This window comes from Streptomyces amakusaensis (genome assembly GCF_039532665.1).
GTDB lineage: Bacteria > Actinomycetota > Actinomycetes > Streptomycetales > Streptomycetaceae > Streptomyces > Streptomyces amakusaensis.
Map to the genome: position 1 here is coordinate 1 of NZ_BAAASB010000007.1, position 24,447 is coordinate 24,447.

The 24,447-nt window shown below is 73.5% G+C and carries 20 protein-coding genes; 9 read left to right on the forward strand and 11 right to left on the reverse strand.

Annotated elements, in window-relative coordinates:
* A partial coding sequence (locus tag ABD371_RS14010; protein ID WP_344476580.1) for a multifunctional oxoglutarate decarboxylase/oxoglutarate dehydrogenase thiamine pyrophosphate-binding subunit/dihydrolipoyllysine-residue succinyltransferase subunit occupies nt 1-3,538 on the forward strand: 3,538 nt, incomplete at its 5' end.
* Nucleotides 3,539-3,611: 73 nt separating this feature from the next.
* Here the strand turns inward: ABD371_RS14010 and ABD371_RS14015 are convergent.
* The 4 genes from ABD371_RS14015 to ABD371_RS14030 all read right to left on the reverse strand — a co-directional run bounded on the left by ABD371_RS14015 (nt 3,612) and on the right by ABD371_RS14030 (nt 10,573).
* On the reverse strand, nt 3,612-6,959 hold the full coding sequence (locus ABD371_RS14015; protein ID WP_344476582.1) for an SAV_2336 N-terminal domain-related protein: 3,348 nt from the start codon (nt 6,957-6,959) through the stop codon (nt 3,612-3,614).
* A gap of 5 nt (nt 6,960-6,964) precedes the next feature.
* Nucleotides 6,965-7,975, reverse strand: a complete 1,011-nt coding sequence (locus tag ABD371_RS14020; protein WP_344476584.1) for an AAA family ATPase — start codon at nt 7,973-7,975, stop codon at nt 6,965-6,967.
* A 136-nt stretch (nt 7,976-8,111) separates the two neighbouring features.
* Complete coding sequence (locus ABD371_RS14025; RefSeq protein ID WP_344476586.1) at nt 8,112-10,103, reverse strand: VMAP-C domain-containing protein; 1,992 nt, start codon at nt 10,101-10,103, stop codon at nt 8,112-8,114.
* Nucleotides 10,100-10,573, reverse strand: coding sequence for a CU044_2847 family protein (locus tag ABD371_RS14030; protein WP_344476588.1), 474 nt, complete (start codon nt 10,571-10,573; stop codon nt 10,100-10,102). Before ABD371_RS14030 ends, ABD371_RS14025 begins: the two co-directional genes overlap by 4 nt.
* Before the next feature lie 181 nt (nt 10,574-10,754).
* On the opposite strand from ABD371_RS14030, the gene ABD371_RS14035 reads away from it, so the two are divergent.
* On the forward strand, nt 10,755-10,940 hold the full coding sequence (locus ABD371_RS14035; protein ID WP_064729792.1) for a DUF6104 family protein: 186 nt from the start codon (nt 10,755-10,757) through the stop codon (nt 10,938-10,940).
* 62 nt (nt 10,941-11,002) lie between these two features.
* On the opposite strand, the gene ABD371_RS14040 is transcribed toward ABD371_RS14035, so the two are convergent.
* Entirely contained in the window at nt 11,003-11,818 is an 816-nt protein-coding gene (locus tag ABD371_RS14040; protein WP_344476593.1) for a hypothetical protein, read from the reverse strand.
* A gap of 165 nt (nt 11,819-11,983) precedes the next feature.
* On the opposite strand from ABD371_RS14040, the gene ABD371_RS14045 reads away from it, so the two are divergent.
* The 5 genes from ABD371_RS14045 (at nt 11,984) to ABD371_RS14065 (ending at nt 16,564) form a co-directional block, all read left to right on the forward strand.
* Nucleotides 11,984-12,907, forward strand: a complete 924-nt coding sequence (locus tag ABD371_RS14045; protein WP_344476594.1) for a DUF4097 family beta strand repeat-containing protein — start codon at nt 11,984-11,986, stop codon at nt 12,905-12,907.
* 2 nt (nt 12,908-12,909) lie between these two features.
* Nucleotides 12,910-13,809, forward strand: a complete 900-nt coding sequence (locus ABD371_RS14050) for a PadR family transcriptional regulator (RefSeq protein ID WP_344476596.1) — start codon at nt 12,910-12,912, stop codon at nt 13,807-13,809.
* A 116-nt stretch (nt 13,810-13,925) separates the two neighbouring features.
* A complete protein-coding gene (locus ABD371_RS14055) occupies nt 13,926-14,729 on the forward strand; it encodes a HEAT repeat domain-containing protein (protein ID WP_344476598.1) in 804 nt (267 codons plus the stop codon).
* Between the two features lie 49 nt (nt 14,730-14,778).
* Nucleotides 14,779-15,687, forward strand: a complete 909-nt coding sequence (locus ABD371_RS14060; RefSeq protein ID WP_344476600.1) for an aminoglycoside phosphotransferase family protein — start codon at nt 14,779-14,781, stop codon at nt 15,685-15,687.
* Between the two features lie 76 nt (nt 15,688-15,763).
* Nucleotides 15,764-16,564 (forward strand): DJ-1/PfpI family protein, encoded by an 801-nt coding sequence (locus tag ABD371_RS14065; protein ID WP_344476602.1) that lies wholly within the window; start codon nt 15,764-15,766, stop codon nt 16,562-16,564.
* 16 nt (nt 16,565-16,580) lie between these two features.
* On the opposite strand, the gene ABD371_RS14070 is transcribed toward ABD371_RS14065, so the two are convergent.
* Entirely contained in the window at nt 16,581-17,534 is a 954-nt protein-coding gene (locus tag ABD371_RS14070; protein ID WP_344476605.1) for a GlxA family transcriptional regulator, read from the reverse strand.
* A gap of 109 nt (nt 17,535-17,643) precedes the next feature.
* A complete protein-coding gene (locus ABD371_RS14075; RefSeq protein WP_344476607.1) occupies nt 17,644-18,495 on the reverse strand; it encodes a S1 family peptidase in 852 nt (283 codons plus the stop codon).
* A 143-nt stretch (nt 18,496-18,638) separates the two neighbouring features.
* On the opposite strand from ABD371_RS14075, the gene ABD371_RS14080 reads away from it, so the two are divergent.
* Nucleotides 18,639-19,649, forward strand: coding sequence for a GlxA family transcriptional regulator (locus ABD371_RS14080; protein ID WP_344476609.1), 1,011 nt, complete (start codon nt 18,639-18,641; stop codon nt 19,647-19,649).
* On the opposite strand, the gene ABD371_RS14085 is transcribed toward ABD371_RS14080, so the two are convergent.
* The 4 genes from ABD371_RS14085 to ABD371_RS14100 all read right to left on the reverse strand — a co-directional run bounded on the left by ABD371_RS14085 (nt 19,616) and on the right by ABD371_RS14100 (nt 22,892).
* On the reverse strand, nt 19,616-20,155 hold the full coding sequence (locus ABD371_RS14085; RefSeq protein ID WP_344476611.1) for a Clp protease N-terminal domain-containing protein: 540 nt from the start codon (nt 20,153-20,155) through the stop codon (nt 19,616-19,618). The two genes, ABD371_RS14080 and ABD371_RS14085, sit on opposite strands and share 34 nt — an antisense overlap.
* A complete protein-coding gene (locus ABD371_RS14090) occupies nt 20,155-20,364 on the reverse strand; it encodes a helix-turn-helix domain-containing protein (RefSeq protein WP_344476613.1) in 210 nt (69 codons plus the stop codon). Before ABD371_RS14090 ends, ABD371_RS14085 begins: the two co-directional genes overlap by 1 nt.
* Before the next feature lie 54 nt (nt 20,365-20,418).
* Nucleotides 20,419-21,384, reverse strand: coding sequence for a zinc-binding dehydrogenase (locus ABD371_RS14095; RefSeq protein ID WP_344476615.1), 966 nt, complete (start codon nt 21,382-21,384; stop codon nt 20,419-20,421).
* 272 nt (nt 21,385-21,656) lie between these two features.
* Complete coding sequence (locus tag ABD371_RS14100; protein WP_344476617.1) at nt 21,657-22,892, reverse strand: NAD(P)-dependent malic enzyme; 1,236 nt, start codon at nt 22,890-22,892, stop codon at nt 21,657-21,659.
* Between the two features lie 529 nt (nt 22,893-23,421).
* Here ABD371_RS14100 and ABD371_RS14105 point away from each other — a divergent pair.
* Nucleotides 23,422-24,423: an ABC transporter substrate-binding protein gene (locus ABD371_RS14105; protein ID WP_344476619.1), complete on the forward strand. Its 1,002-nt coding sequence runs from the start codon at nt 23,422-23,424 to the stop codon at nt 24,421-24,423.
* Nucleotides 24,424-24,447 lie beyond the last annotated feature (24 nt).

Genomic DNA, 24,447 nt, shown 5'->3' on the forward strand with positions numbered 1-24,447 from the left:
CGCGACGCCCGCCGCCGCCCCGGTGGCCCCGCCCGTGGCCCCCGCGCCCGCCCCGGTCGTGGCGGCCCCGGCCGCACCGGCCGCGAGCCCCGCGCCGGCCGCCGCCGCGCCGAAGCCCGTGAGCGCCGCTCCCAAGGCCGCCCCGGCCAAGGCGGCCCCCGCGAGCGCCGACGGCCCGGAGCTGGTCACCCTGCGCGGCCCCGCCGCCGCCGTGGCGAAGAACATGAACGCCTCGCTGGAGGTGCCCACGGCCACGTCCGTGCGCGCCGTCCCGGTGAAGCTGCTGTTCGACAACCGCATCGTCATCAACAACCACCTCAAGCGCGCCCGGGGCGGGAAGGTCTCCTTCACCCACCTCATCGGCTACGCGATGGTGCAGGCCCTCAAGGCCATGCCCGCGATGAATTACTCCTTCGCGGTCAAGGACGGCAAGCCGACCCTGGTCAAGCCGGAGCACGTCAACTTCGGTCTCGCGATCGACCTGGTCAAGCCCAACGGCGACCGCCAGCTCGTCGTCGCGGCGATCAAGAAGGCCGAGACGCTCAACTTCTTCGAGTTCTGGCAGGCGTACGAGGACATCGTCCGCCGCGCCCGGGGCAACAAGCTGACGATGGACGACTTCACCGGAGTCACCGTCTCGCTGACCAACCCCGGCGGGCTCGGCACCGTCCACTCCGTGCCGAGGCTGATGCCCGGCCAGTCGGTGATCATGGGCGTCGGCTCCATGGACTACCCGGCCGAGTTCCAGGGCACCTCCCAGGACACCCTGAACAAGCTGGGCATCGCCAAGGTCATGACGCTGACCTCGACCTATGACCACCGGGTGATCCAGGGCGCGGCCTCCGGCGAGTTCCTGCGGGTCGTGGCGAACTTCCTCCTCGGCGAGGAGGGCTTCTACGACGGCATCTTCGAGGCGCTGCGGATCCCCTACGAGCCGGTCCGCTGGCTCAAGGACATCGACGCCTCGCACGACGACGACGTCACCAAGGCCGCGCGGGTCTTCGAGCTGATCCACTCCTACCGGGTCCGCGGCCATGTCATGGCCGACACCGACCCGCTGGAGTACCGCCAGCGCAAGCACCCCGACCTGGACATCACCGAGCACGGGCTGACGCTCTGGGACCTGGAGCGCGAGTTCGCCGTCGGCGGTTTCGCCGGCAAGTCGCTGATGAAGCTCCGCGATGTCCTCGGTGTGCTCCGCGACTCGTACTGCCGCACCACCGGCATCGAGTTCATGCACATCCAGGACCCGAAGCAGCGCAAGTGGATCCAGGACCGGGTGGAGCGCCCGCACTCCAAGCCGGAGCGCGAGGAGCAGCTGCGGATCCTGCGCCGGCTGAACGCCGCCGAGGCGTTCGAAACGTTCCTCCAGACGAAGTACGTCGGCCAGAAGCGGTTCTCGCTGGAGGGCGGCGAGTCCGTCATCCCGCTGCTCGACGCGGTCATCGACTCGGCCGCCGAGTCGCGCCTGGACGAGGTCGTCATCGGCATGGCCCACCGCGGCCGGCTGAATGTGCTGGCCAACATCGTCGGCAAGTCGTACGCGCAGATCTTCCGCGAGTTCGAGGGCAACCTCGACCCGAAGTCGATGCACGGCTCCGGCGACGTCAAGTACCACCTGGGCGCCGAGGGCACCTTCACCGGCCTGGACGGCGAGCAGATCAAGGTCTCGCTGGTCGCCAACCCCTCCCACCTGGAGGCGGTCGACCCGGTCCTGGAGGGTGTCGCCCGCGCCAAGCAGGACGTCATCAACAAGGGCGGCACGGACTTCACCGTCCTGCCGGTCGCCCTTCACGGCGACGCGGCCTTCGCCGGCCAGGGCGTCGTGGCCGAGACGCTGAACATGTCGCAGCTGCGGGGCTACCGCACCGGCGGCACGGTCCACGTCGTGATCAACAACCAGGTCGGCTTCACCGCCGCCCCGGAGTCCTCGCGCTCCTCGATGTACGCCACCGATGTGGCCCGCATGATCGAGGCGCCGATCTTCCATGTGAACGGCGACGACCCGGAGGCCTGTGTCCGCGTCGCGCGGCTCGCCTTCGAGTTCCGCCAGACGTTCAACAAGGACGTCGTGATCGACCTCATCTGCTACCGCCGCCGCGGTCACAACGAGGGCGACAACCCGCAGTTCACCAACCCGCAGATGGTCGCGCTGATCGACAAGAAGCGCTCGGTGCGCAAGCTCTACACCGAGTCCCTGATCGGTCGCGGCGACATCACGCTGGAAGAGGCGGAGCAGGCGCTCCAGGACTTCCAGGGCCAGCTGGAGAAGGTCTTCGCGGAGGTCCGCGAGGCCACCAGCCACCCGTCCCCGACGCTCGTCCCGGACGCGCAGGCCGAATTCCCGGTGGCCGTCACCACCGCGATCTCCCAGGAGGTCGTGAAGCGGATCGCCGAGTCCCAGGTCAACATCCCCGACAACGTCACGGTGCACCCGCGGCTGATGCCGCAGATGCAGCGGCGCGCCTCCTCCGTGGAGGACGGCACGATCGACTGGGGCATGGGCGAGACCCTCGCCATCGGCTCGCTGCTGATGGAGGGCACCCCGGTCCGGCTCTCCGGCCAGGACACCCGCCGCGGCACCTTCGGACAGCGCCACGCGGTCCTGGTCGACCAGGAGACCAACGAGGACTACACCCCGCTGCTCTACCTGACCGAGGACCAGGCCCGCTACAACGTGTACGACTCGCTGCTCAGCGAGTACGCGGCGATGGGCTTCGAGTACGGCTACTCGCTGGCCCGCCCGGACGCGCTGGTCATGTGGGAGGCGCAGTTCGGCGACTTCGTCAACGGCGCGCAGACCGTGGTGGACGAGTTCATCTCCTCCGCCGAGCAGAAGTGGGGACAGACGTCCGGCGTCACCCTGCTGCTGCCGCACGGCTACGAGGGCCAGGGGCCGGACCACAGCTCCGCCCGCCCCGAGCGCTTCCTCCAGATGTGCGCGCAGAACAACATGACGGTCGCCATGCCGACGCTGCCGTCGAACTACTTCCACCTGCTGCGCTGGCAGGTCCACAACCCGCACCACAAGCCGCTGATCGTCTTCACCCCGAAGTCGATGCTGCGTCTGAAGGCCGCGGCGTCGAAGGCGGAGGAGTTCCTCACCGGCGGTTTCCGTCCGGTGATCGGGGACTCCTCGGTGGACCCCTCGGCCGTGCGCAAGGTCGTCTTCACCTCCGGCAAGGTCTACTACGACCTGGACGCCGAGCGGGTCAAGCGCGGCATCACGGACACCGCGATCATCCGTCTGGAGCGCCTGTACCCGCTGCCGGGTGCGGAGCTCCAGGCCGAGATCGCCAAGTTCCCGAACGCCGAGAAGTACCTGTGGGCGCAGGAGGAGCCGGCGAACCAGGGTGCCTGGCCGTTCATCGCGCTCAACCTGATCGACCACCTGGACCTGGCGGTCGGCGCGGACGTCCCGCACGGCGAGCGGCTGCGGCGGATCTCCCGCCCGCACGGCTCGTCCCCGGCGGTGGGTTCGGCCAAGCGTCACCAGGCGGAGCAGCAGCAGCTGGTCAGTGAGGTGTTCGACGCCTGACATCCGGGCGAGGAGCGTTTCCGAGGGGCCGGTGCCGAAAGGTGCCGGCCCCTCGGCCGTGCCCGGCGGGGGCTCAGGACTCCAGGCGGGCGACCTCCTGCCGGATGAGGCCGCCGGCCGGTGAGCGGGCCTGGTCGAGGAGGGCGAGCACCGCCCGGTGCTCCTCCAGCGCGCGCTCCGGGCCCGCCGTGCGCTCCAGCCGGCCCGCCCTGGCCCACTGGGCGGTGATCGCGCCCGCGAGCAGCCCCTCGGGCCCGTCCTCCTCGGCCTTCCGGTAGTGGGCGAGGGCCGTCCGCAGCGGCTCCGGTGCCGCCGTGCGCGCGGCGAGCAGCGCGGACGCGAGCGCCCGGTACCACCAGGCGTACCCGGCCAGCTCCGGATCGGCGGCGGCGCGGGCGGCGGCCCCCAGCGCCCAGTCCGCCTCGTGGAGGTCGGCGACGCGCCCCTCCGCGCGGAAGCGTTCGATGTACGCCTGCCCCAGCAGCGCCCGGCGGCGCGGCAGCTCCGGGTCGGCGGCGGCGGTCGCGGCGATCGCGGCGCGCAGCACCCGTACCGCCGTGTGGACGTCGGCGGGCGTGTCCTTGTCCGCGCCGCGTTCGGTCAGCTGCCGGCCGAGCGCGGTGAGCACCGCCGTACGCCCCGGGTCGGCGCGGGGCAGCAGGGGCAGGGCCTCGGTCCAGGCGGCGATCGCGGAGTCGCGGTGGGACCAGCTGCCGGTGGCGGTGTAGCGCTGTTCGAGGAGGCGGGCCATGCGCAGCAGGATGTGGGCCTGGGCCGCCTCGTCGTCGCCGACATTGCGGCGGGCCTGGTCCAGGGCCTGGAGTATGCGGAGTCTGGTGTCGTCGTCGGGGCGTTCGTCGGCGAACTCGATGGCGTCGGCGTAGTCGAGCCAGGCGCGGCACAGCTCCCGCTGGTCGACGGCGTCCCAGTCGATGCCGTCGATGCCGGTGTACAGATCGTCCCCGGCGCGCTCCGCGTGGGCGCGCGCTGCCGCCGGGTCCTCCCGGGCCGGCCGGACGGGGCCTTCGCCCCGGTGGTGGCGGGCGAGTTCGAGGTGGAGCGCGCCCCGGACGAGGAGGGCGGACTCGTGGCGCTCGTCGGTGCGGAGGTCGGCCAGGGGGTCGGGGAGGCTCGCCTCGACGAGGAGGCGTACGACGCCGAGGGCCGTGGTCATCAGCTGGGTGAACCAGTCGCCGGGGGCGGCGGGGCCGCGCAGGGCGTGGGGCGCGCCGAGGACGGCGAGGCGGCGCAGTACCCGGATGCGGGCGGTGGCGGCCGATTCGCGCAGGCCGCCGGGGGAGCCGGGCGGGGCGTCGGTCAGCTCGGCGAGGGCCGCGTCGGCGGCCGAGAGGAGGACGGCGGCGACGGGTTCCGGTTCTTCGCCCGCCTGCATCCAGGCCCACTCGGGGACCAGTTTGGGGCTGAGCCGGCCGCCGGCGACGTCCTCGGCGAGGGCCTCCAGGACCCTGGCGAGGGTGAGATGGGCCCTGGGCGGGCCGCCGGAGATCGCGTTCTGCGCGGCGTCGAGCGCCTCGGGCAGATCCTCCGGCAGCGGGCGCACCAGCCAGCGGCGGAGCAGCGCGTCGGCGAGTTCGTCGTAGAGCCCGGCGCGCTCGGTGGTGCGCCGCTCGGCCTGGGTCGCCGAGCCGAGGAGGCGGATCGCGGCGTCCAGGTCCCGTACGGTGCCGTGCTCGCCGAAGTGCGCGAGGCAGGCGCGGGCCCTGGCGACCAGTCCGGCGGGGCCCTCGCTCGGCAGCCGGGCGGGCGGCGCGGCGGGCCGGTTGCCGCCGCCGAGGCTGCGCAGCACCTGGGCGGAGACCTGGGCGAAGGGCCACAGCCGGTGGGAGTCGGGGCCGGTGGGGCCGGTGGGGTGGGGGTCGACGGAGCCGGTGAGGAAGGCGGCGGCCATGGCGGGGAAGTTGCGCACGGTGCGGCCGTAGCGGGACTCGACGTACTCCGAGCTGTGTTTGAGGACCAGTGCCGCGCTGCCCGCGCCGAGCCGCTCCAGGAGTTCTTCCCGTACGCCGTCGAGGAAGGCGTAGGAGGGGGCGGTGTCGTCGTCGAAGGCGGTGGCGGGGTCGGGGTCCTCGCGCCGCAGGAGTCCGCTGAGGAGGACTTCGGCGAGGACGTCGGGGCCGCTGCGGGCGAGCATGGCGCGCTGGACGAGCCGCATCACCGGCAGGGTCAGCGGGACGGCGGAGAGGTAGACGGCGAGCTGGGCGGCGGCCGGGGAGGCGCTGCGGCGGAAGGCCCTGACCCGCTCGGCGGGGGCGGCGCGCCGGGTGTGGCGGGGGCGGGCGGTCGCGGGCCGGTGGCGGCGGAACACGATCCCGGCCGCCGCGCCGAGGGTCTGGCCGGTCGCGCCCGCGATCAGCCGGGTCCATGACTCGAAGGAGGTCCGGCGCAGGGCGAGCACGGGGACGGGGATGCCCCGGGGTACGGGGGTGCCGCGCCCGGGGGTGAACTCCAGCCGTCCGGCGGGCCCCTCCCGGCGTCTGAGGAGTCCGGGGACGGCGGGCAGATGGGTGCGGCCCCACATGCGCTGCGGCAGCGGCTGGACGACGGCGACGGGCGCGGTCGAGGCCCAGGTGTGGAGCAGCCGCTGCATCCGGCCGCTGCGCCACATCGGTCCGGCGCAGTCGCTGAGGACGAGGGTGAGCTGCCGTCCGGTGGGGTCGCCGAGCTGGGTGGGGGGCGGGTCGTCCGGGCGGATGCGGTGGACGGCGATCTCGCGGAAGGCTCCGGCGCGCTCGCAGACCTGGCGCAGCTCTTCGAGGGCGTCGGCCCAGACCGCGTTGGAGCTGGACTCGTCCATGACGAGGGCGATCCGGGCCTCGCGGCGGCGGACGGTGGACAGGACGGGGACGACGAGGCCGGTGTCGGCGGCGTGGTCGGCGGTGGCGCTCTCGTCGAGTTCGCGGCGGACCGGGCGCATCGGGGGGCGGTAGCGCTGGAGGGGGCGCAGGGAGCGCTCCAGCGCGGGGGCGTCCGGCAGGGCCGCGGGGGCGGGCACGGGGACGCGGTGCATGGCCTGGTCGGGGAGGACGCCGTGGGCGGCGGCCGACCGGGCGGAGGCGTAGAGCCCGACCCGCGAGCGGGGCGCGGGCGGCGCGGGGAAGGCCGGGGGAGCGCCCGGTTCGGGCCCGCCGGGCGGGGGGTGTCCGCCGCCGTCCGCCGTCCGTCCCGGCAGGTGGGGCGGGGGTCCGACGGCGGGCGGCGCGGGGGGTACGTACCGGGCCAGCCAGAGCGCGTCGGCCATCTCCTCGGCGGTGGGGCCCAGCTCGGCCTCGCGCAGCCGGGCGACGAGCGCGACGAGAGCCGTCGCGGCGGGCGGGGGCGGCCCGGACCGGTCCGGTGGCGGGGCGAAGTCTGCGCGAGGGACGGAACGGCGGCCCTGGGCCGAGTCTCCCGGCGGAGTCATCGCGGTCACCGCTGGCGGGTGTCGAGGGGGCGGATCAGCAGGCCGGCGATCTCCTCGCGGCGCGCCGGATCCGCCCGGACGGTGTGCTGGGTGAGGTAGATCGCGTTCAGCAGCTGGTCGGTCGGCCGGAGTTCTCCGTCGCCGTCCTCGCTGGTGAAGCGGCTGATCAGATCGAGGTTGCCCTCGTCGGCCCCGGCCCCGAAGTGCGCCTGCACCATCGCGGCGAGCCGTTCGTCGCGCGGCGGGTCCAGATGGAGATGGATACAGCGGCGCAGCAGGGGCGCGGGGAAGTCGCGCTCGCCGTTGCTGGTCATGACGACGAAGGGGAAGGCGTGGCAGCGGACCCGGCCGTCGCGGACCGGCACCCGGCGGCCGTCGTGGCTGAGGACGTGGACCTCGCGCTGGCCCGGCCGGTCGGCGGCGCGCTCCAGCTCGGGGAGGGCGAATTCGCCCTCCTCGACCACATTGAGCAGATCGTTGGGGAGGTCGATGTCGCTCTTGTCGAGTTCGTCGATGAGCAGGACGCGGGGCCGCCGGGTGGGCAGCAGCGCGGTGCCCAGCGGTCCGAGCCGGATGTAGCGCCCGATGTCGTCGGGTTCGCGCTGCTCGCGCTCGGCGAGCTGGGCGTCCTGGAGCCTGCCTATGGCGTCGTAGGTGTAGAGGCCGTCCTTCAGCTCGGTGCGGCTGACGACGGGCCACTGGAGGACGCGGCCGAGCCCCAGTTCGTAGGCGACCGAGTGCGCGAGCGTGGACTTCCCCGAGCCGGGTTCCCCGGTGACGAGCAGGGGGCGGCGCAGATAGAGCGCGGCGTTGATGAGGTCGAGCGCCCGGGCGTCCTGCGCGGGCGGGGCGCTGACCCGGGAGCCGAGCCGGCGGGTGGAGGAGGCGTCGATCGGGGGTACGGGGTCGGGCAGCGGCTCCCCGGAGAAGGCGCGCCAGGGCGGGGGCGGCGGGAGGGTGTGGATGCGGTCGGGGTCCGGAGCGCCGACGCCCCGGTAGATCAGCCAGTCGTCCATCGCTCGCTCCTCGTTGACGGCCGGTGGGTCGGTGAACCGGTGGCGGACAACGCCGGATATGTACCCAGGCCGCCGCCGTCCCATGGCCGTCGGCGGCGATCTCTCGTACGTCTCTCCATAAGGAACGCCTCCCTCCTCATGGGGAGTCGACGGGTCCGTCCTCGTCGGCGGGGAGCGGCCGGCCGGGGTCGTCGTAGAGCATGGCGATGCCCTCCGCCCAGTGTCCGCCGTTCCGCGATCCGCTGATGTCGTCCCGGACGCGGCGCAGCCGCTCGGGGAGTTCGAGCACGTCGGCGGCTTGGGCGAGGAAGCGCGCCGCGCCGTCGTGGAGGCGTTCGCAGAAGTCGGCGCAGCCTTGCTCGGGGTGGCCGTCGGTGTGCCAGAGCGCCACCGCGTGCCCGGTCTCCAGGGCCATGCCGATCGCCCGCCGGCCCACTCCGCTTCCGGCGGGGCGGCACAGCACCGGGACGGCGGAGGGCGCGGTTCCCTCGAAGTGGCGGAGTCTGGGGACCTGTCGGTGCGGGGGTGTGCGCAGTGCGGTAGGGGCTCCGGCGCGTTCCATCGCGCGCCAGCGGCGCACCCAGACACTGTCCGGTTCACCTCGTCTGGCGATATCACGCAGCACCACCATCCGCCGTACGCCGACATACGCCGGTTGATGGAGACGGGCCATCTCGGTGAGCTGCCAGCGGTGCACGGCGGTGTCGAAGTGGTCCGCGGGCAGGGCGACTTCCAGCGGGGCGGGCGCACCGTCCGCGTCCACCAGCGCGAAGACCTCGGCGAGCGGTTCGCGCAGTCTCCGTACGAGCTGTTCGGGCGGGATGCCGTCGCCGGTCTGCTCCTCGTGGAGCGGCTCGTTCAGATCGTGGCCGTCGTCGACGCGGATGCGCCAGTAGAAGCGGACGGCGGCTGCCGCGATGACGCGCTCCAGCTCCACGATGACCACGGCCGAGCCGTCGCCCGGCCGGGGGTAGCGGACCACGATGCGGTGCCGGCCGCCGCCGGTGGCGAGCGGGCGGCCGATGCCTGCGGGCAGGGTGGCCTGGGTGACCACGGTGTGCACGATCCGGGGCACGTCCTGGAGCCGCCGGGCGACCCACTCGGCGAGCGGGGCGGGCTCGCCGCCGCGCCCGCGTTCGTACTCGACGACCAGCTGGAGGTAGTGGAGCGCGGCGATCGCGGCGACCGGCTGACCGGCCTCGTACAGCAGTCCGTGGCCGTCGCGCCAGGCGTACGGGAGGAGCTGGCCGGGGGGTGCGGCGACGCCGCCCCGGGCCTTCTTGGCGAGTTCCACGACGGGCCGGATGCCGTCCGGCGGGGCGACCCCGGCCAGCAGGGAGAGGGCCTCGCGGCGGTCGCGGGGGCTCCACTGGTCGCCGCCGGTGTGCACGCCCGCGCCGGGCAGCTGCTGCTGGCGCTCGGTCCAGTTGTGCCCGGTGATCTTCGGGGAGAGGCCGTGCCAGCGGTCGTGCGCGGCCATCAGCGGCTGGTAGAGGGGCCCGAAGCGGCGCAGCGCGGTGGCGGCGATGGCCATGCCGCCGTCGCGCCCGGTGCGCCGGGACTTCAGGACGCCGACGACCGCGCCGGTGTGGACGTCGAGCACGGGGGAGCCGGAGCCGCCCTTGGGGAACTCGGCCTCGGGGCGGAAGCGCAGGCCGTAGTCGTCGTCGAAGCCGTTGATCTTCGCGGTGGCCTTCCAGCGGACGGGCCGCCCGCCGTCCTCGGGGCGGTAGCCCTGGACCACGCCGCGCCCGCCGGGGTGGTCGGTCCGGTCGGTGAGCCAGACGCACTCGTGCTCAACGCCGTCCTCCATGACCCGGACGAGCGCGAGGTCCTGTTCGACGGGTACGCGCTGCTCGGGGCGGGGGTCGCCGTCGAGCAGCCAGCGTTCGAGGCGGGCGGCGAGCGGCCGGCCGCCGTTCACCTCGCTGCCGGTGACGCCGAAGATCAGCGCCCGATCGCCGCGCAGATGCGGGGCGAGGACATGGGCGCAGGTCAGGACCCATCCGGGGGCGACGAAGAAGCCGCTGCCCCACAGGGCGTGCGGCCCGTCGGCGGCGCCCGGCGCGTGGAGGTGGACGGTCGCGGCCCGGGTGAGGGCGTCGATGACCGGGTCGGCGTCGGTCATGGCGCGGTCTGCGGGGGCGGCGGGGCCTGGGGATCCCGCGGGGCCCGCGGGGGCGCGGACGGCCGGGGCGGGGCCTGCGGGGTGGGCGGCGGTGGCGCGGCGGCCGGCGGGCGCGGGGGTCTGCCGTACGGCGCGTACCCCGGCTGCTCGCCCAGGTACCAGACCAGGGTGACCTGGACCGAGGCCTTCGCCTCCCCGGCCGCCAGCACCGCGAGGGCCGCGCCCGACTGCACGGTCAGCTCGACCCCGAAGGAGACGCTCGCCTCGTCGGGCCGGGCGGCCACGGCGGACGCCAGCACGGTCTCGCCGACGCCCCGGATCAGCTCGTCCAGCTGGCGGACCCGCGCCGCCGCCTGGTCGGCGAACCCCACGTCCTCGTCGTCCTCGCCGTACCCCCCGCCGGAGCCGGAGAGCCGGGCGTGCACCACCGCACCCCCGGGAAGCTCGATCCGCCGCACACGTCCGTCCACGGTTCCCCCGTCCTCGACGGCCAACTGGGGCCTGCACTCCCCCAGTACGTACCGCAGCCGGGGTCCGTCTGAACGGCGAACGCCCTCCGGGCTCCGTCCCGGTCCGGCTCCGGCCTCCCGGCGGGGCCCGAAGTCGCCGTAGGCTGAGGAGGTAGTCCCCCACCCGTCCCAGGAGCATGTCTTGTACTTCACCGATCGTGGCATCGAGGAGCTGGAGAAGCGGCGCGGCGAGGAAGAGGTCACCTTCGAGTGGCTCGCCGAGCAGCTGCGCACCTTCGTCGATCTGAACCCCGACTTCGAGGTCCCGGTCGAGCGGCTGGCCACCTGGCTCGCCCGGCTGGACGACGAGGACGAGGACGAGGACTGAGTCCCTGAGGGCGCTGCTCCCGGCAGCGTCCCCGGCTGCCCGGCCGCCCCGGTCGCCCGGTATCAGGCGATCGGCCCGGCCCAGGGCAGCCGGCGCAGCGCCACCGCGCCGTTCAGCATCAGCACCGCCCCCGCCGCGACCCAGCCCGCACTGCCCCGGCGCAGCCCGTAGAGCGCCAGCGGCAGTCCCGCCGCGAGCTGCACCGCGCCCAGCGTCCTGGCGTGGTCCTGGTCGTCCCGTTCCTTCAGCCAGTGGTCGAGTCCCTCCTCCACGGCGTGGAACTCCGCCCGTACCGCGTCGCGCCACCCCGCCCACTCCACCGTCTCCGCGCCCAGCGCCCTGGCCGTCGCCCGCAGCCGCCCGCCCGGTTCGCCGGGCAGCAGCCCCGGGGGCAGCCGCAGCCCGGCCCTGGTCAGCACCGCCACCAGCCCCAGCAGCCGGGCCCGCGCGTCGGAGGCGGTGTCCGGTCTGGTGAGCGGGTCGAGCGACTGCACATCGAGTACGGGGTCGAGCCCGAGGCGTGCGGCGAAGGTGTGCATGGCCTCGCTCTCGCCCGCCGGGGTGCCGTCCGCGAGCCATACGTAGCCGACCGGCCGCCGAAACCCCGAGGCGAGGGTGAATCCGGCGCGCTCCCCGTCCCACCACAGGGCCAGCGTGGGCCGATTGGTGGCCACCGCGACCGCCGACGCCCACCCGGCGAGCACCCTGTCGACCTGCTCCCCCGCCTCCCGCCAGGGCTTTCCCTCGGGTACGAGCACACTCCAGTCGTCGCCCGCCGGGGCGAGCAGCTGCCGCTCGCGCAGCAGATGAGCCGCCGGCCGCACGGTGGAGGGCTCGGCCCGGCAGAGCAGCAGTGCGCCCACGGGTGTCGCGTTCATGAGGTTCACGCTAGGGCAGTTTGCCCGACTGTGACGCTTTATGGGGGTCAACCGTGGACGGATGATTCCTTGACATCCCCTCCTCGCGATATATCGTATCTAGCAGAAGACGCGATATGTTGCGTCAAGGTCCGTACGGTCCGGTCCAACGGGGAGGTCAACGTCATGGTGGAGTCGACGACGACGTGGGAGGTCGCCGAAGCTCGAAGGCTCACCTTCGACGAGCCGGTGACAGCGCTCCATGTGCATGTCGTCAATGGGACGGTCAATGTCGTCGGCACGGAGGAAGGCCCCGCCCGGCTGGAGGTCTCCCGGATCTCGGGCCCGCCGCTGACCGTGACCCAGGACGGCTCGAAGCTGACCGTCTCCTACCCCGATCTGTCCGAGAAGGGCTGGGTCAAATGGCTCGACAGAAAAGGCCGCGACCGTGAGGTGACGGTCTCCCTCGCCGTCCCCTCGGAGGCCTCCGTCGAGGTCGGCGTGGTCGGCGCGGCGGCGGTCGTCTCCGGCGTCCGGGGGAGGACCACCGTCCACAGCGTCACCGGTGATGCCACCCTGGTGCGGCTCTCGGGCGAGGTGGCCGCCGAGACCGTCTCCGGGAATCTGGAGGCCCAGTCCGTCACGGGCCCGCTGCACTACCAGTCGGTCTCGGGCGATCTGACCGTCATCGAGGGCGGCGCGGGCTCCCGAGTACGGGCGGAATCCGTCAGCGGGGACATGCTCATCGACCTGGCCGCGACCGGCGACAGCACACCGAGCCCCGCCGACATCAAGCTGAACACGGTCACCGGCGAGGTCGCCATCCGGCTGCCGCACCCCACCGACGCGAAGGTGGAGGCCAACACCACGAGCGGCGCTCTCTCCAACGCCTTCGACGATCTGCGGGTCAGCGGCCAGTGGGGCGCCAAGAAACTGACCGGCACCCTCGGCGCGGGCACCGGCACCCTGCGCGCCAGCACGATGTCCGGCTCGATCGCGCTGCTGCGCAGGCCGCCCGCCGACGACACCGACGGCACCGACGGCAGCAATGACAGCAATGACAGCAGCGACACCGACAGCAGCGACGAGACCTCCGGAAAGGTGCTCTGACCATGCCTCCCGTATTCGCCCACGGCCGGCTGCGGCTGTATCTGCTCAAGCTCCTGGACGAGGCCCCTCGCCACGGGTACGAGGTGATCCGCCTCCTGGAGGAGCGTTTCCACGGTCTGTACGCGCCCTCGGCGGGCACGGTCTACCCCCGGCTCGCCAAGCTGGAGGCCGAGGGCCTGGTCACCCACGCCACCGAGGGCGGTCGCAAGGTGTACTCGATCACCGAGGCGGGCCGCGAGGAGCTGGCCGGGCGCGGCGGCGAACTCGCCGATCTGGAGCTGGAGATCCGGGAGTCCGTCTCCGAGCTGGCGGCCGAGATCCGCGACGACGTACGCGGCGCGGCCGGGAAGCTGCGCGACGAGATGCGCGCCGCCGCGGCGGAGACCCGCACCTCCCCCCGCGCCGAGAAGGAGAAGGAGGAGTGGCGCAAGGTCACCCATGAGTGGCAGGAGCAGGCCCGCCGCGCCCGCGAGGACGCCCAGCAGGCCCGCCGCCAGGCCAAGGACGCCCAGGACAAGGCCCGCCGCGAGATGCAGCGCATCGCCAAACAGGTCCAGGACCAGGTCCAGGACCACTTCGCCCGCGGCGACTGGCCCACCGGCGTCCGCGAGGGCCTCTCCGAACTCACCGCCCAGCTGACCGGCCTCACCACCAAGCCCGCCAGACCCACCGCCCCCGGGCCCGCCGCCCCGGCCCCCGACTGGCCCGGAGCCCCCGCCGACTCCACCGGCGACCCCGCCCGCGACCTCGACCGCCTCCTCGACCGCTTCCGCGACGACATCCGCGACGCCGCCCGCGACCACGGCATCACCGAGTCCCAGCTCGCCGACGCCCGCGCCCACCTCGCCACGGCGGCCACCCACATCGTCGCCGACCTCCTGAAGAGGAACGGCGGGCGATGACCCGGGCCCCGGGCGCTCACTCGTGAACCCTCGGGGAGCCGGGCCGCCGGCCGGCCCGGCTCCCCGAGGTGCTCACCGGTGCTCACCGGTGAAGCGATCATCTAGCATTCCGGGCCATGGCGATGTTCGTGCACCTGACCTCGGCGGCGAACGCGCCGCGCATCCGACGCTCCGGCATCCGGGCGGTCGGCCACGGGCAGGGCGGCGCGCGCGGGGTCTACTGCTTCCCCGTGCTCCCCTCGTACACCCTCACCCACCAATGGCTGCGCGAACTGGCCCGCTTCGGCAGCCGGGGCGGGCTGGTGGCCGTCCATGTCCGGCTGGACGACGAGCAGCGCGTACTGGTCGGCCGCTACGGGGACCGGCTGCTGGACGCCCAGGCCGCCGTCCCCGCCTCGGAGGCGGTGCGCCGGATCGCGGCGCTGGAGGACCCGCGCGGCTGGGAGGTGTTCGTCCCCCGGGCGGTCCGCCCCCGCGAAATACACCGGGTCCGCACCGCACCCCAGGTTTCCGGCTGGCGCTTTGTCCCGGACGCGCACGGCACCCGCCCCTGCACCTGCTTCGGCTGCCGAGTGCGCGGAGGCTACGGCTCCCGCCGTCTCCGCGAGCGCCTGCCCCACCCCCTCGACGGCCCGCCCCCACCCGCCGGAGTGCTCCTCGCCCGGATCGCGGCAGCGGGCGACCCCGGCGACCCCACCGCCCTCCGCGAGGCCCTCCACTGGTTCTCGATGCGCCGCCGGGGCCCCCTCGCCCGACTCGGCCGCCTCGCCGCCCACCCCGACCCCGGCGTACGGGAAGAGCTGGCGTGGACCGTCGCCCGCTGGTCCACCCCCGGCGTCACCGAGCTGCTGACCGGCCTCTCCGCCGACCCGGCCCCGGACGTCCGCGAAGCGGCGCGGGAGGCCCTCGCTTCGCGGTGACGCCGAACCGGCCGTACAGACGGACACGGCCCGGCTACCGTTGATCCGCATGACCCACACCGAGACCGGGATCACCGCCGAGCTGATCCGGGACCTGCTGCGCGATCAACACCCCGATCTGGCCGATCACCCCGTGAAACTCGGCGCGCGCGGCTGGGACAACCAGTTGTGGCGGCTCGGCGACGAACTCGCCGTCAGGCTGCCCTGGGCGACGGAGGCGGCGGACGCGCTGCTGCGCAAGGAGCACACCTGGGTGCCCGTCCTCGCCCCGCGGCTCCCGCTGCCGATTCCCGTACCGCAGCGCCTCGGAGAGCCGTCCGAGCGGTTTCCCCGCCCCTGGATCGTGACGACCTGGGTGCCGGGCGAGCCCGCCGACCGGGAGCCCGTGACGCGTGGCACGGAGGCGGCCGAGGCCTTGGCCGCGTTCCTGACGGCGCTTCACCGGCCCGCGCCCGCGGAGGCACCCGCCGGGCGGGACCGCGGGGGGCCGCTGGCCTGGTACGCCGACTGGTGCGGAAGGCAGTTGGCGTCGGCGGTCGAGCGGGGGCTGATCCAGGACCCGGAGGGGGTACGGGCGGTGTGGGAGGACGCCCTGGCGGCACCCGACCGGGAGGGGCCCGCGGTGTGGCTCCACGGCGATCTGCATCCGGCCAATGTGCTGACCGGGGACGGCACTCTCCGCGGTGTGATCGACTTCGGCGATCTCTGCGCGGGCGATCCGGCCTGCGATCTCGCCGCCGCCTGGTCACTGCTGCCGGACGGCGCGGCCGACCGCTTCTTCGAGGTCTACGAACCGGCCGCGGACGACGCGACCGCGCGCCGCGCCCGGGGCTGGGCGGTGCTGCGGGCGCTCGGCGGCCTCCTCATCGGGGACGCCGGCGACCACGGCCGCCCCGGCGGCAAGTCCACCTGGGGCCCGCCCGCCCGTGCCACGCTGCGACGCCTCGTGGCGGCGTAGGCCCGTCCGGGAACCCGGCCGAGGCCCTGACCGACTCCTGAAGCACAAGTCGCCTTGCTATCAGGAGGGTTGAGGGATGAGCGGTGAGCGGGAGCGGAGCCGGCGCGGGGTGTTGCGGACGGCGGCGGGGGTGACGCTGGGGGCGGGGGTCGCGGCCGGGATCCCGGCGGGCACGGCGGCGGCGGAGACGTCGACGTCGGCGGGGAGAGAGGGAGAGGCGCGGAAGCCCGGGCAGGTGGACGTGGCGGTGCTGCTGTACGAGGGGTTCACCGCCCTGGACGCGGTGGGGCCGTACGAGTCGCTCTGCCGGGTGCCCGGCGTCCAGGTGACGATGGTGGCCGTGAAGGCCGGGCCGGTCCTGACGGACACCCGTGACATGGAGATCGTCGCGACGAAGTCGCTGCGCCAGGTCCCCCGCCCGGATGTGATGGTGATACCGGGCGGCGGCGGGGCGGGCATGTACGCCGTACTGGAGAACACCCGGATCCTCGACTGGGTCCGCCGGGCCCACCGGCACACCCTGTGGACCACCTCGGTCTGCGCCGGGGCGGCGATCCTGGGCAAGGCCGGGCTGATGCGCGGGGTGCCCGCCACCACGCACTGGGCCCTCCGCGACTATCTGAAGGAGGTCGGGGCGATCGACACCCCGGGGCGTTTCGTCGAGTCCGGAAAGATCATCACGGCGGCCGGGATCTCCGCCGGGATCGACATGGGCCTGTATCTCGCCTCACGGCTCTCGGACGAACGGGTGGGCCGGGCCCTGGAGCTGGCGCTGGAGTACGACCCGGAGCCGCCGTTCGGCACCGGCAGCCCGGGGAAGACGGACGCCGAGACGCGGACACTGGCGCTGAAGCTGCTCGCCGACGCGGCGCCCTGACCGCCCGGCGGCGCTCTCATCGCCGGTGGGAGGCCCGGTAGGCCCTCGGGGTGGTGCCCGTCAGCCGGTGGAAGTGGCGGCGGAAGCTCGCGGGGGAGCCGAAGCCCGTACGGGAGGCGATCTCGTCGACCGTCGCGTCCTCGGTCTCCAGGAGGTGGCGGGCCCGCTCCAGCCGGGCCCGCAGCAGGTACTGGCGCGGGGTGAGCCCGGTCTGCCGGAGGAAGCGGCGGGCGAGGCTGCGGGGGCTGGTCCTGGCGTGGGCGGCGATCTCGGCGTGGGTCGGCGAGTGGCGGAGATCGCTCTCCAGCCAGCGCATCGTGGGCTCCAGACCGGCGGTCTCGGCCAGTTCGCGGTCGATCTCCTCACGGGTGGCCCCGGCGTCCTCGTACAGGGGGGCGATCAGCTGCCGGGCGGTCCGCCCGGCGACCGACGGTCCGTGGTCGAGGCCGACGAGGTGGAGGAAGAGGTCGATCCCGCCGAGGACGCCCGCCGAGGTGGGGAACGGACCGTCCGTCACCACCGCCCCGGCGGGGTCGACCTCGATACGCGGGTGGCGGGCGGCCAGTTCGGCCGTGTGGTGCCACTCGGTGGTCGCGCGGCGGCCGTCGAGCAGTCCGGTGGCCGCGAGGGTGAACGTGCCGGTGCCGACGGCGGCGACCCGGCCGCCCCGGGCCGCCGCCGCGCGCACCGCGTCGAGCACGGCCGCCGGGGGCTCGGCGAGGAAGCCGTGATGGCCCGCGAGGACGACCGTGTCGGCCTCCGCCAGCCCCTCCAGCCCCCAGGGGGCGGCGATGTCCAGGGGCAGGGGCCCGGCCGTGGCGACGGCGGACCCGGCGGCGGGGACCGAGCAGACGCGCAGCTCGGCGCGGGCGGGGCGGTGGACGGAGGCGGCGGCCTCCAGGACCAGGCCCGGGGTGGTGAGCTGGGGTCCGGGGACTCCGTCGAGTACGAGCAGGGCGACCACGGGCATGGGACGAAGGTATCCCGGCCGCCGGACCGGGCGGGCCGCCCGAGCAGCCCCGGCCGGACCGGGCGGGCCGCCCGAGCAGCCCCGGCCGGACCGGCCGGACCGGGCCGGATCAGCGGTGCTTCCGGACCGTCTCCTTGATCCAGCCCTTGTGCGCGGGCACCGAGGTCCAGACGCCGGGGCCGTCGGCACACTTCGTCTCGGCGCCCCGGGGGTTGCCGTCGCCCGAGGTCGCCCCGACCAGCTGCCAGCGTCCGCCGATCCGCTGGATCTGCGGACCGCCCGAGTCGCCCGCGCATCCCATGGCGTCGGGGACCGTCGAGCCGGTGCACAGTTCGGCCCCGGACTTGAAGGGGGAGCAGGCCGAGTCGGCGATCCGGCGGGTGTCGAGCTGCTGGAGCCGCTCGGCGAAGGACCAGCCGGGGCCGTCGGCCGTATTGCCGAAGCCGAGGATCCGCGTCCGCTCGCCCACCTCCGGGGCCCGGTCGGCGATGCGCGCGGGCCGCTGGAGGACCGGCCGGTCCAGCTTGAGCAGGGCGAGGTCGTGGTGACCGCGCGGGGCGTCGCTCACGGCGTAGTCGGGGTGGATCACCTTCTTGACGACGGTGCGCACGGTCCCGCCGCTGCTCTGGTGCTCGCTGCCGACGCGGACCGTTCCCGTCGGCTCGGTCGGGAGTTCCGGATGGCCGGCGCAGTGGGCGGCCGTCAGCACCCACTGGGGATCGATCAGGGTTCCGCCGCACACCCCCTGGAACGTGCCCTCGGGCGTCCGCATCGTCTGCGGGACGGAGACCATGAACGAGTACCGCTGGGTGGAGTCCTCCCCGTTGACGACGGCCCCGGCGCCGCCGGCCAGACCGGTGACGGCGAGGGCGGCGGCAGCGCCGACCGCCGCCGTACGCGCCAGGATCCGGCGGGCGGGGCGGGTCGTCCGGTGCTGCTGCGGGGAGATCGGCCTGGCCATGGTGAACATCCTTCTCAGGGAGGTCGGGTGGGGTGCGGGCGGTCCGGTCCTCTTCTTGTCTCCGGTGCGCGCCCCTTCATCCTCCGGGCCGCCGACCGCTCGGAAACAGCCACGCCGATGCCACCCTCGGTTAAATTCTGGCCATGACAGTCGTCGCCCTTCTCGTCCTCGACGGAGTTCCCGGACCCCAGCTCACGACCCCCGGGCTGCTGCTCGGGGCCGTCCCGCGACGCACCGGCCACGGGACGGACCCGTACGAGCTGAGGGTCTGCGCCGGGCCCGGCTTCCGCGCCACGGCCGGGCCGGGACCGTTCGGGCTCGCGGCGCGGTGGGGGCTGGACGGCCTCGACGGGGCGGAGACCGTGATCGTGGGCGGATACGGCGGCTTCCGCGACGCGCCCCCGGCGGCCGTGCTCGACGCGCTGCGCGCCGCCGCCGGACGGGGCCGCCGGATCGGCGCGGTGGGCACGGGCACGTTCGCGCTCGCCGCCGCCGGACTGCTCGACGGCCGCCGGGCCACCACCGACTGGCGGCACACCGGGGAGCTGGCCGTGCGCCACCCCCGGGTCGAGGTCGCCGCCGAGGAGGCCGCCGTCGTCGCCGACGGCCCGTTCCTCACCTCGGCCGGGGTCCTCGGCGGCAAGGATCTGTGGATACGCCTCATCGAGGAGGACCACGGCGAGCCCGTGGCGCGGGAGGCGGACCGGCGGCTCTTCCTCCGGCTGCCCGAAGCGGGCGAACTCCCCGGCAGGGAGGGCGGGCTCGCGCCGACGGTACGGTGGCTGGAGGCGGGTCTGCACCGCCCGCTGACCCTCGCGGAGATCGCCGCGCACACCGGAACCAGCGTCCGCACCCTCAACCGCCGCTTCCGCGCCGAGACCGGCCTCAGCCCGCTCCAGTACCTGCTGCGCCTCCGCGTCGAGCGGGCGCAACAGCTGCTGGAACGCGGCGACCTCCCCATCGAGCACATCGCCGCCCGCACCGGCCTCGGCACCCCCGCCAACCTCCGCCACCACTTCCAGCGCCTCAACGGCACCACCCCGGGCGTCTACCGGGCCGCCTTCCGGTCGATGGTCGCCATGTTCACCCAGGACTCCCCCGGCCGGCCCGGTTCCCCCGGCTACCCGCCGGGCAGCAGCCTCGCCACCGACTGATACGTCGCACCGTGATCGGCGAGGACCTCCGAGACCACCCCCGGCGCGGTCGTCAGCGCCAGCAGAAGGTGCGCCCCGCCGATGCGGCGGTCACCGCGTTCGGCGGCGATGCGGAGGGAGCGTACGAGGGTCTCCTTGGCCGCCGGGGTGAAGGAGCCGCGCCAGCGGCGTCGGGCGGAGCCGCTGGGGCCGAGCGCCTCGGGGCCGTGGTTCTCCTCGGCGCGGGCGACGACGGAGTCGACGTCGATGCCCAGGCCGGCGAGGGCGTCCGACTCGGAGCGGGAGAGCCCGGCGCGGCGACGGGCACGGGCGAGGGCCGCCTCCAGGGAGGCGCGGCGGTCATGGACTCCGAGGGCCGCCAGGGTGAACGCGGTCCGGGTGCCCTCCTGTTCGAGCATGGTGAGCAGAAGGTGCTCGTCGGTGACGCGGCCGTCCCCCGCGCGCCGCGACACCGCGACGGACCCCTTCACCACTTCACGGGCGTCCTGAGTGAATCGCTCGAACATCACTGCCTCCCGTACTTCTTGTGGACGGCCTGCCGGCTGACCCCCAGCTCGGCCGCGATCTCCTGCCACGACCACCCCTGATTGCGGGCGCTGCGCACCTGAATGGCCTCCAGCCGCTCCAGCAGCCGCCGCAGGGCGGCGACCGCGCGCAGCCCGACGCGGGGGTCGCGGTCGCCCGCGCTCTCGGCGAGATCCGTCGCTTCCGTCATACCCGTCAACCTACGTTGACAGGCGGAAGACGTCAACCAAAGTTGACAGATCGATCAGGAGGGAACCAGCACCACCTTCCCGAACAGCCCCCCGCCCGCCATCCGTTCGAACCCCTCCCGGGCCCGGTCCAGCGGAAGCACCTCGTCGATCACCGGCCGCACACCGGTCGCGGCACAGAAGGAGAGGAGATCCTCCAGCTCGTCCTTGGACCCCATGGTCGAGCCCACGATCCTCAGCTCCAGGAAGAAGACCCGGGTCAGCTCGGCGTGCGAGGGGCGGTCCCCGCTGGTCGCGCCGGAGATCACCAGAGTGCCGCCCGGGCGGAGCGACTTGACCGAGTGGGACCAGGTGGCCGCGCCGACCGTCTCGATCACGGCGTCGACACGGCGGGGCAGCCGCGCGCCCGGCTCGAAGGCGGCCTCCGCGCCCAGCTCGACGGCCCGCGCGCGCTTGGTCTCGTCGCGGCTGGTGGCGTACATCCGCAGCCCGGCCGCCCGGCCGAGCACGATCGCGGCGGTCGCCACTCCCCCGCCGGCGCCCTGCACCAGCACCGAGTCCCCGGGCCGCACGCCCGCGTTGGTGAAGAGCATCCGGTACGCGGTGAGCCAGGCCGTGGGCAGACAGGCGGCCTCCGCGAAGCTCAGCTCCTTCGGCTTGGGCAGGATGTTCCAGGTCGGCACGGAGACCTGTTCGGCGAAGGTGCCCTGATAGCGCTCGGTGAGGATGGAGCGGGGCTCGGCCGGGCCGACGCCGTGGCCGCTCTGGCCGATGACGGAGTGGAGCACCACCTCATTGCCGTCCGCGTCGACCCCCGCAGCATCGCACCCGAGGATCATCGGCAGCTTGTCCTCGGCGAGGCCGACGCCCCGCAGGGACCAGAGGTCGTGGTGGTTGAGGGAAGCGGCCCGGACGGTGACCGTCGTCCACCCGGGACGCTCCCCGGGGGCCGGGCGCTCGCCCAGCTCCAGGCCGTTGAGGGGATTCTCGCGGTCGATGCGTGCTGCGTAGGCGGCGAACATGGCCCGACCCTAGGGCCGCACCCGCCGTGACGGAACGGTGTCGGGGTGTGAGACACACCGCCGGTCCACCGGCCCTGCCGGACCTCGGGGCGCACTGCCCGCAATTGGCCGAAAATAATCCTGGGACATCGGCTAGAAATAGCCCCATACCGTGCTGACCTGTGCAGATGATGCAATCAGCGGACATGTTTAACCATCAACGGGAAAACGGACGGGGCGGGGCCCGGACCGGCTCGCACAGCCGGTCCGGGCCCCGCCCCTCGCCGGAAGGACTACCGCCGTGCGACGCCCTCGGCGCGCGCCGCCGCCGCCACCGCCGCCGTGACGGCGGGGGCGACCCGCTCGTCGAACGGCGAGGGGATGACGTAGTCGGCCGCGAGGTCGTCGCCCACCACATCGGCGAGCGCGTTGGCCGCGGCGATCTTCATGCCCTCGGTGATCCGGGAGGCCCGCACCTGGAGCGCGCCCGCGAAGATCCCGGGGAACGCCAGCACGTTGTTGATCTGGTTGGGGAAGTCGCTGCGGCCGGTGGCCACCACGGCCGCGTACTTGTGCGCGATGTCCGGGTGGATCTCCGGGGTCGGGTTGGCCATGGCGAAGACCAGCGCGCCCGGGGCCATCGACGCGACGGCCTCCTCGGCGACCGTGCCGCCGGAGACGCCGATGAAGACGTCCGCGCCCGCCAGCGCGGACTCCAGCGAGCCGGAGAGCCCGGCCCTGTTGGTCAGCTCCGCCAGCTCCCGCTTGACCGGGGTCAGGTCATCGCGGTCACGGCTGACGATGCCCTTGCGGTCGCTGAGCGCCACATCGCCGAGACCGGCCTCCAGCAGGAACTTGGCGATGGCCACCCCGGCCGCGCCCGCGCCCGAGATCACCGCGCGCAGATCGCCCAGCCCGCGGCCGGTCAGCTTCGCCGCGTTGCGCAGGGCGGCGAGGGTCACCACCGCCGTACCGTGCTGGTCGTCGTGGAAGACGGGGATGTCCAGCCGCTCCTGGAGCTTGCGCTCGATCTCGAAGCAGCGCGGCGCGGAGATGTCCTCCAGGTTCACGCCGCCGAAGGAGGGAGCCAGCCGCACGACCGTCTCCACGATCTCGTCCGCGTCGGTGGTGGCGAGCGCGATCGGCACCGCGTCCACACCGCCGAACTGCTTGAAGAGGATCGCCTTCCCCTCCATCACCGGAAGCGAGGCCTCCGGACCGATGTCACCGAGACCGAGCACCGCGGTCCCGTCCGTGACCACGGCCACGACCTGGGACTTCCAGGTGTAGTCGTGGACCAGCTCCGGATTCTCCGCGATCGCGCTGCACACCTTGGCCACACCGGGCGTGTACGCGAGGGAGAGGTCTTCCTTGTTCCGAACGGGCACGGTCGCCTGGACGGCCATCTTGCCGCCTCGGTGGAGTGCGAAGGCCGGATCGAAGGGCTCGCCGGGAGCACTCTCCGTACCGCTGTCGCCCTCGCTGCTCTCGCTGCTCACGCTGCGAGAATTGACGATCTCCGCTGCCATTGATTTACCCCTTAAGTCTTCATCAGTTGAGGGTTTCCACTCCCGGATGAGGAGGGTGGGCGGGCACCGTGTCCGTGCCCCGCGCCGGCGGCCTGCCGCCCTGCGGGGTGGTGGTGCGGACACGCGGGCACGCCGCACACGCGCCCTGAGCCCCGGATGAGGGGTGTAAGGATCCTTCTTACCCGACCAGGGCCGTCGAGGACGAGTCGATATTCCGATACGGACGTGACTCGTCACCGATTTCAGGACACGTCGGCTAAGCGCGCTTTTTCCAGCCCGGGGACCGCCGCACACAGCAGAACTTCCGGCCGGAAGGAGGTATTCCCGCGAAAGGTGCGGCGGTGATGCGCCGTCGGCGGGGGGTCGGGGGTGTCCCGTTACCCGATTTTGACATGCGTGGCCCCCTGAATGGGCTAGTCCGAATGGCAAGATGCCGAAAACACTCAAGGTCGCGCATCTCGACGACGAGGACGCGATCGGGATACGACCACGAAATGGCAGCTCTCTGACACGCCGGAGGACCTCAAACATGACCGCAAGCACCACGCGCCGCACGACCGCCCAGAAGGCCCGGAAGACCCTCAACTCCCGGATCGCCGCGGTCGGCGCCATCGCGGTCGCCGGCACCATGCTGCTGACCGGCTGTGGCGACCAGACGAACGCGAAGGAGGGGAGCCCCAAGGAGACCGCCGGCGGCTCCTCCACCACCGCCGCCACGAGCGAGAACAAGCTCCACGCGATGCTGCCCCAGGCGGTCAAGGACAAGGGCGTCGTCAAGGTTGGATCCGACATCGCCTACCCGCCGGTGGAGTTCAAGGACGACTCGGGCAAGACGGTGGGAATCGACCCGGACATCGGCGCCGCCCTCGGCAAGGAGCTGGGGGTGGAGTTCGAGTTCGAGAACGGCACCTTCGACACCCTCATCACGGGTCTGCGCTCCAAGCGCTACGACATCGCCATGTCGGCCATGACGGACACCAAGGACCGCCAGAACGGCGTCGACTCGGACACCGGCAAGAAGGTCGGCGAGGGCGTCGACTTCGTCGACTACTTCACCGCCGGTGTCTCGATCTACACCAAGAAGGGCGACGACAAGGGCATCAAGGCCTGGTCCGACCTCTGCGGCAAGAAGATCGTCGTGCAGCGCGGCACGGTCTCCGAGGACCTCGCCAAGGCCGAGAACAAGAAGTGCGGCGACAAGGGCAAGATCACCATCGAGCCGTACGACAACGACCTGGAGGCCCAGACCCGGCTGCGGGCGGGCGGCGGCGACGCCGGCTCCGCCGACTTCCCGGTCGCCGCCTACGCGGCGGAGACCTCGGGCGGCGGCAAGGACTTCCAGATCGTCGGCGAGCAGGTCGAGGCGGCCCCCTACGGCATCGCGGTGGCCAAGGACAACGCCCAGCTGCGCGACGCGATCAAGGCCGCGCTCGACACGATCATCAAGAACGGCGAGTACAAGAAGATCCTCGACAAGTGGGGCGTCGCCGCGGGCGCGGTGACCGAGGCCAGGGTCAACGGCGGTTCCTGACCCGGTCGGGGCGGCGGCCGGCTC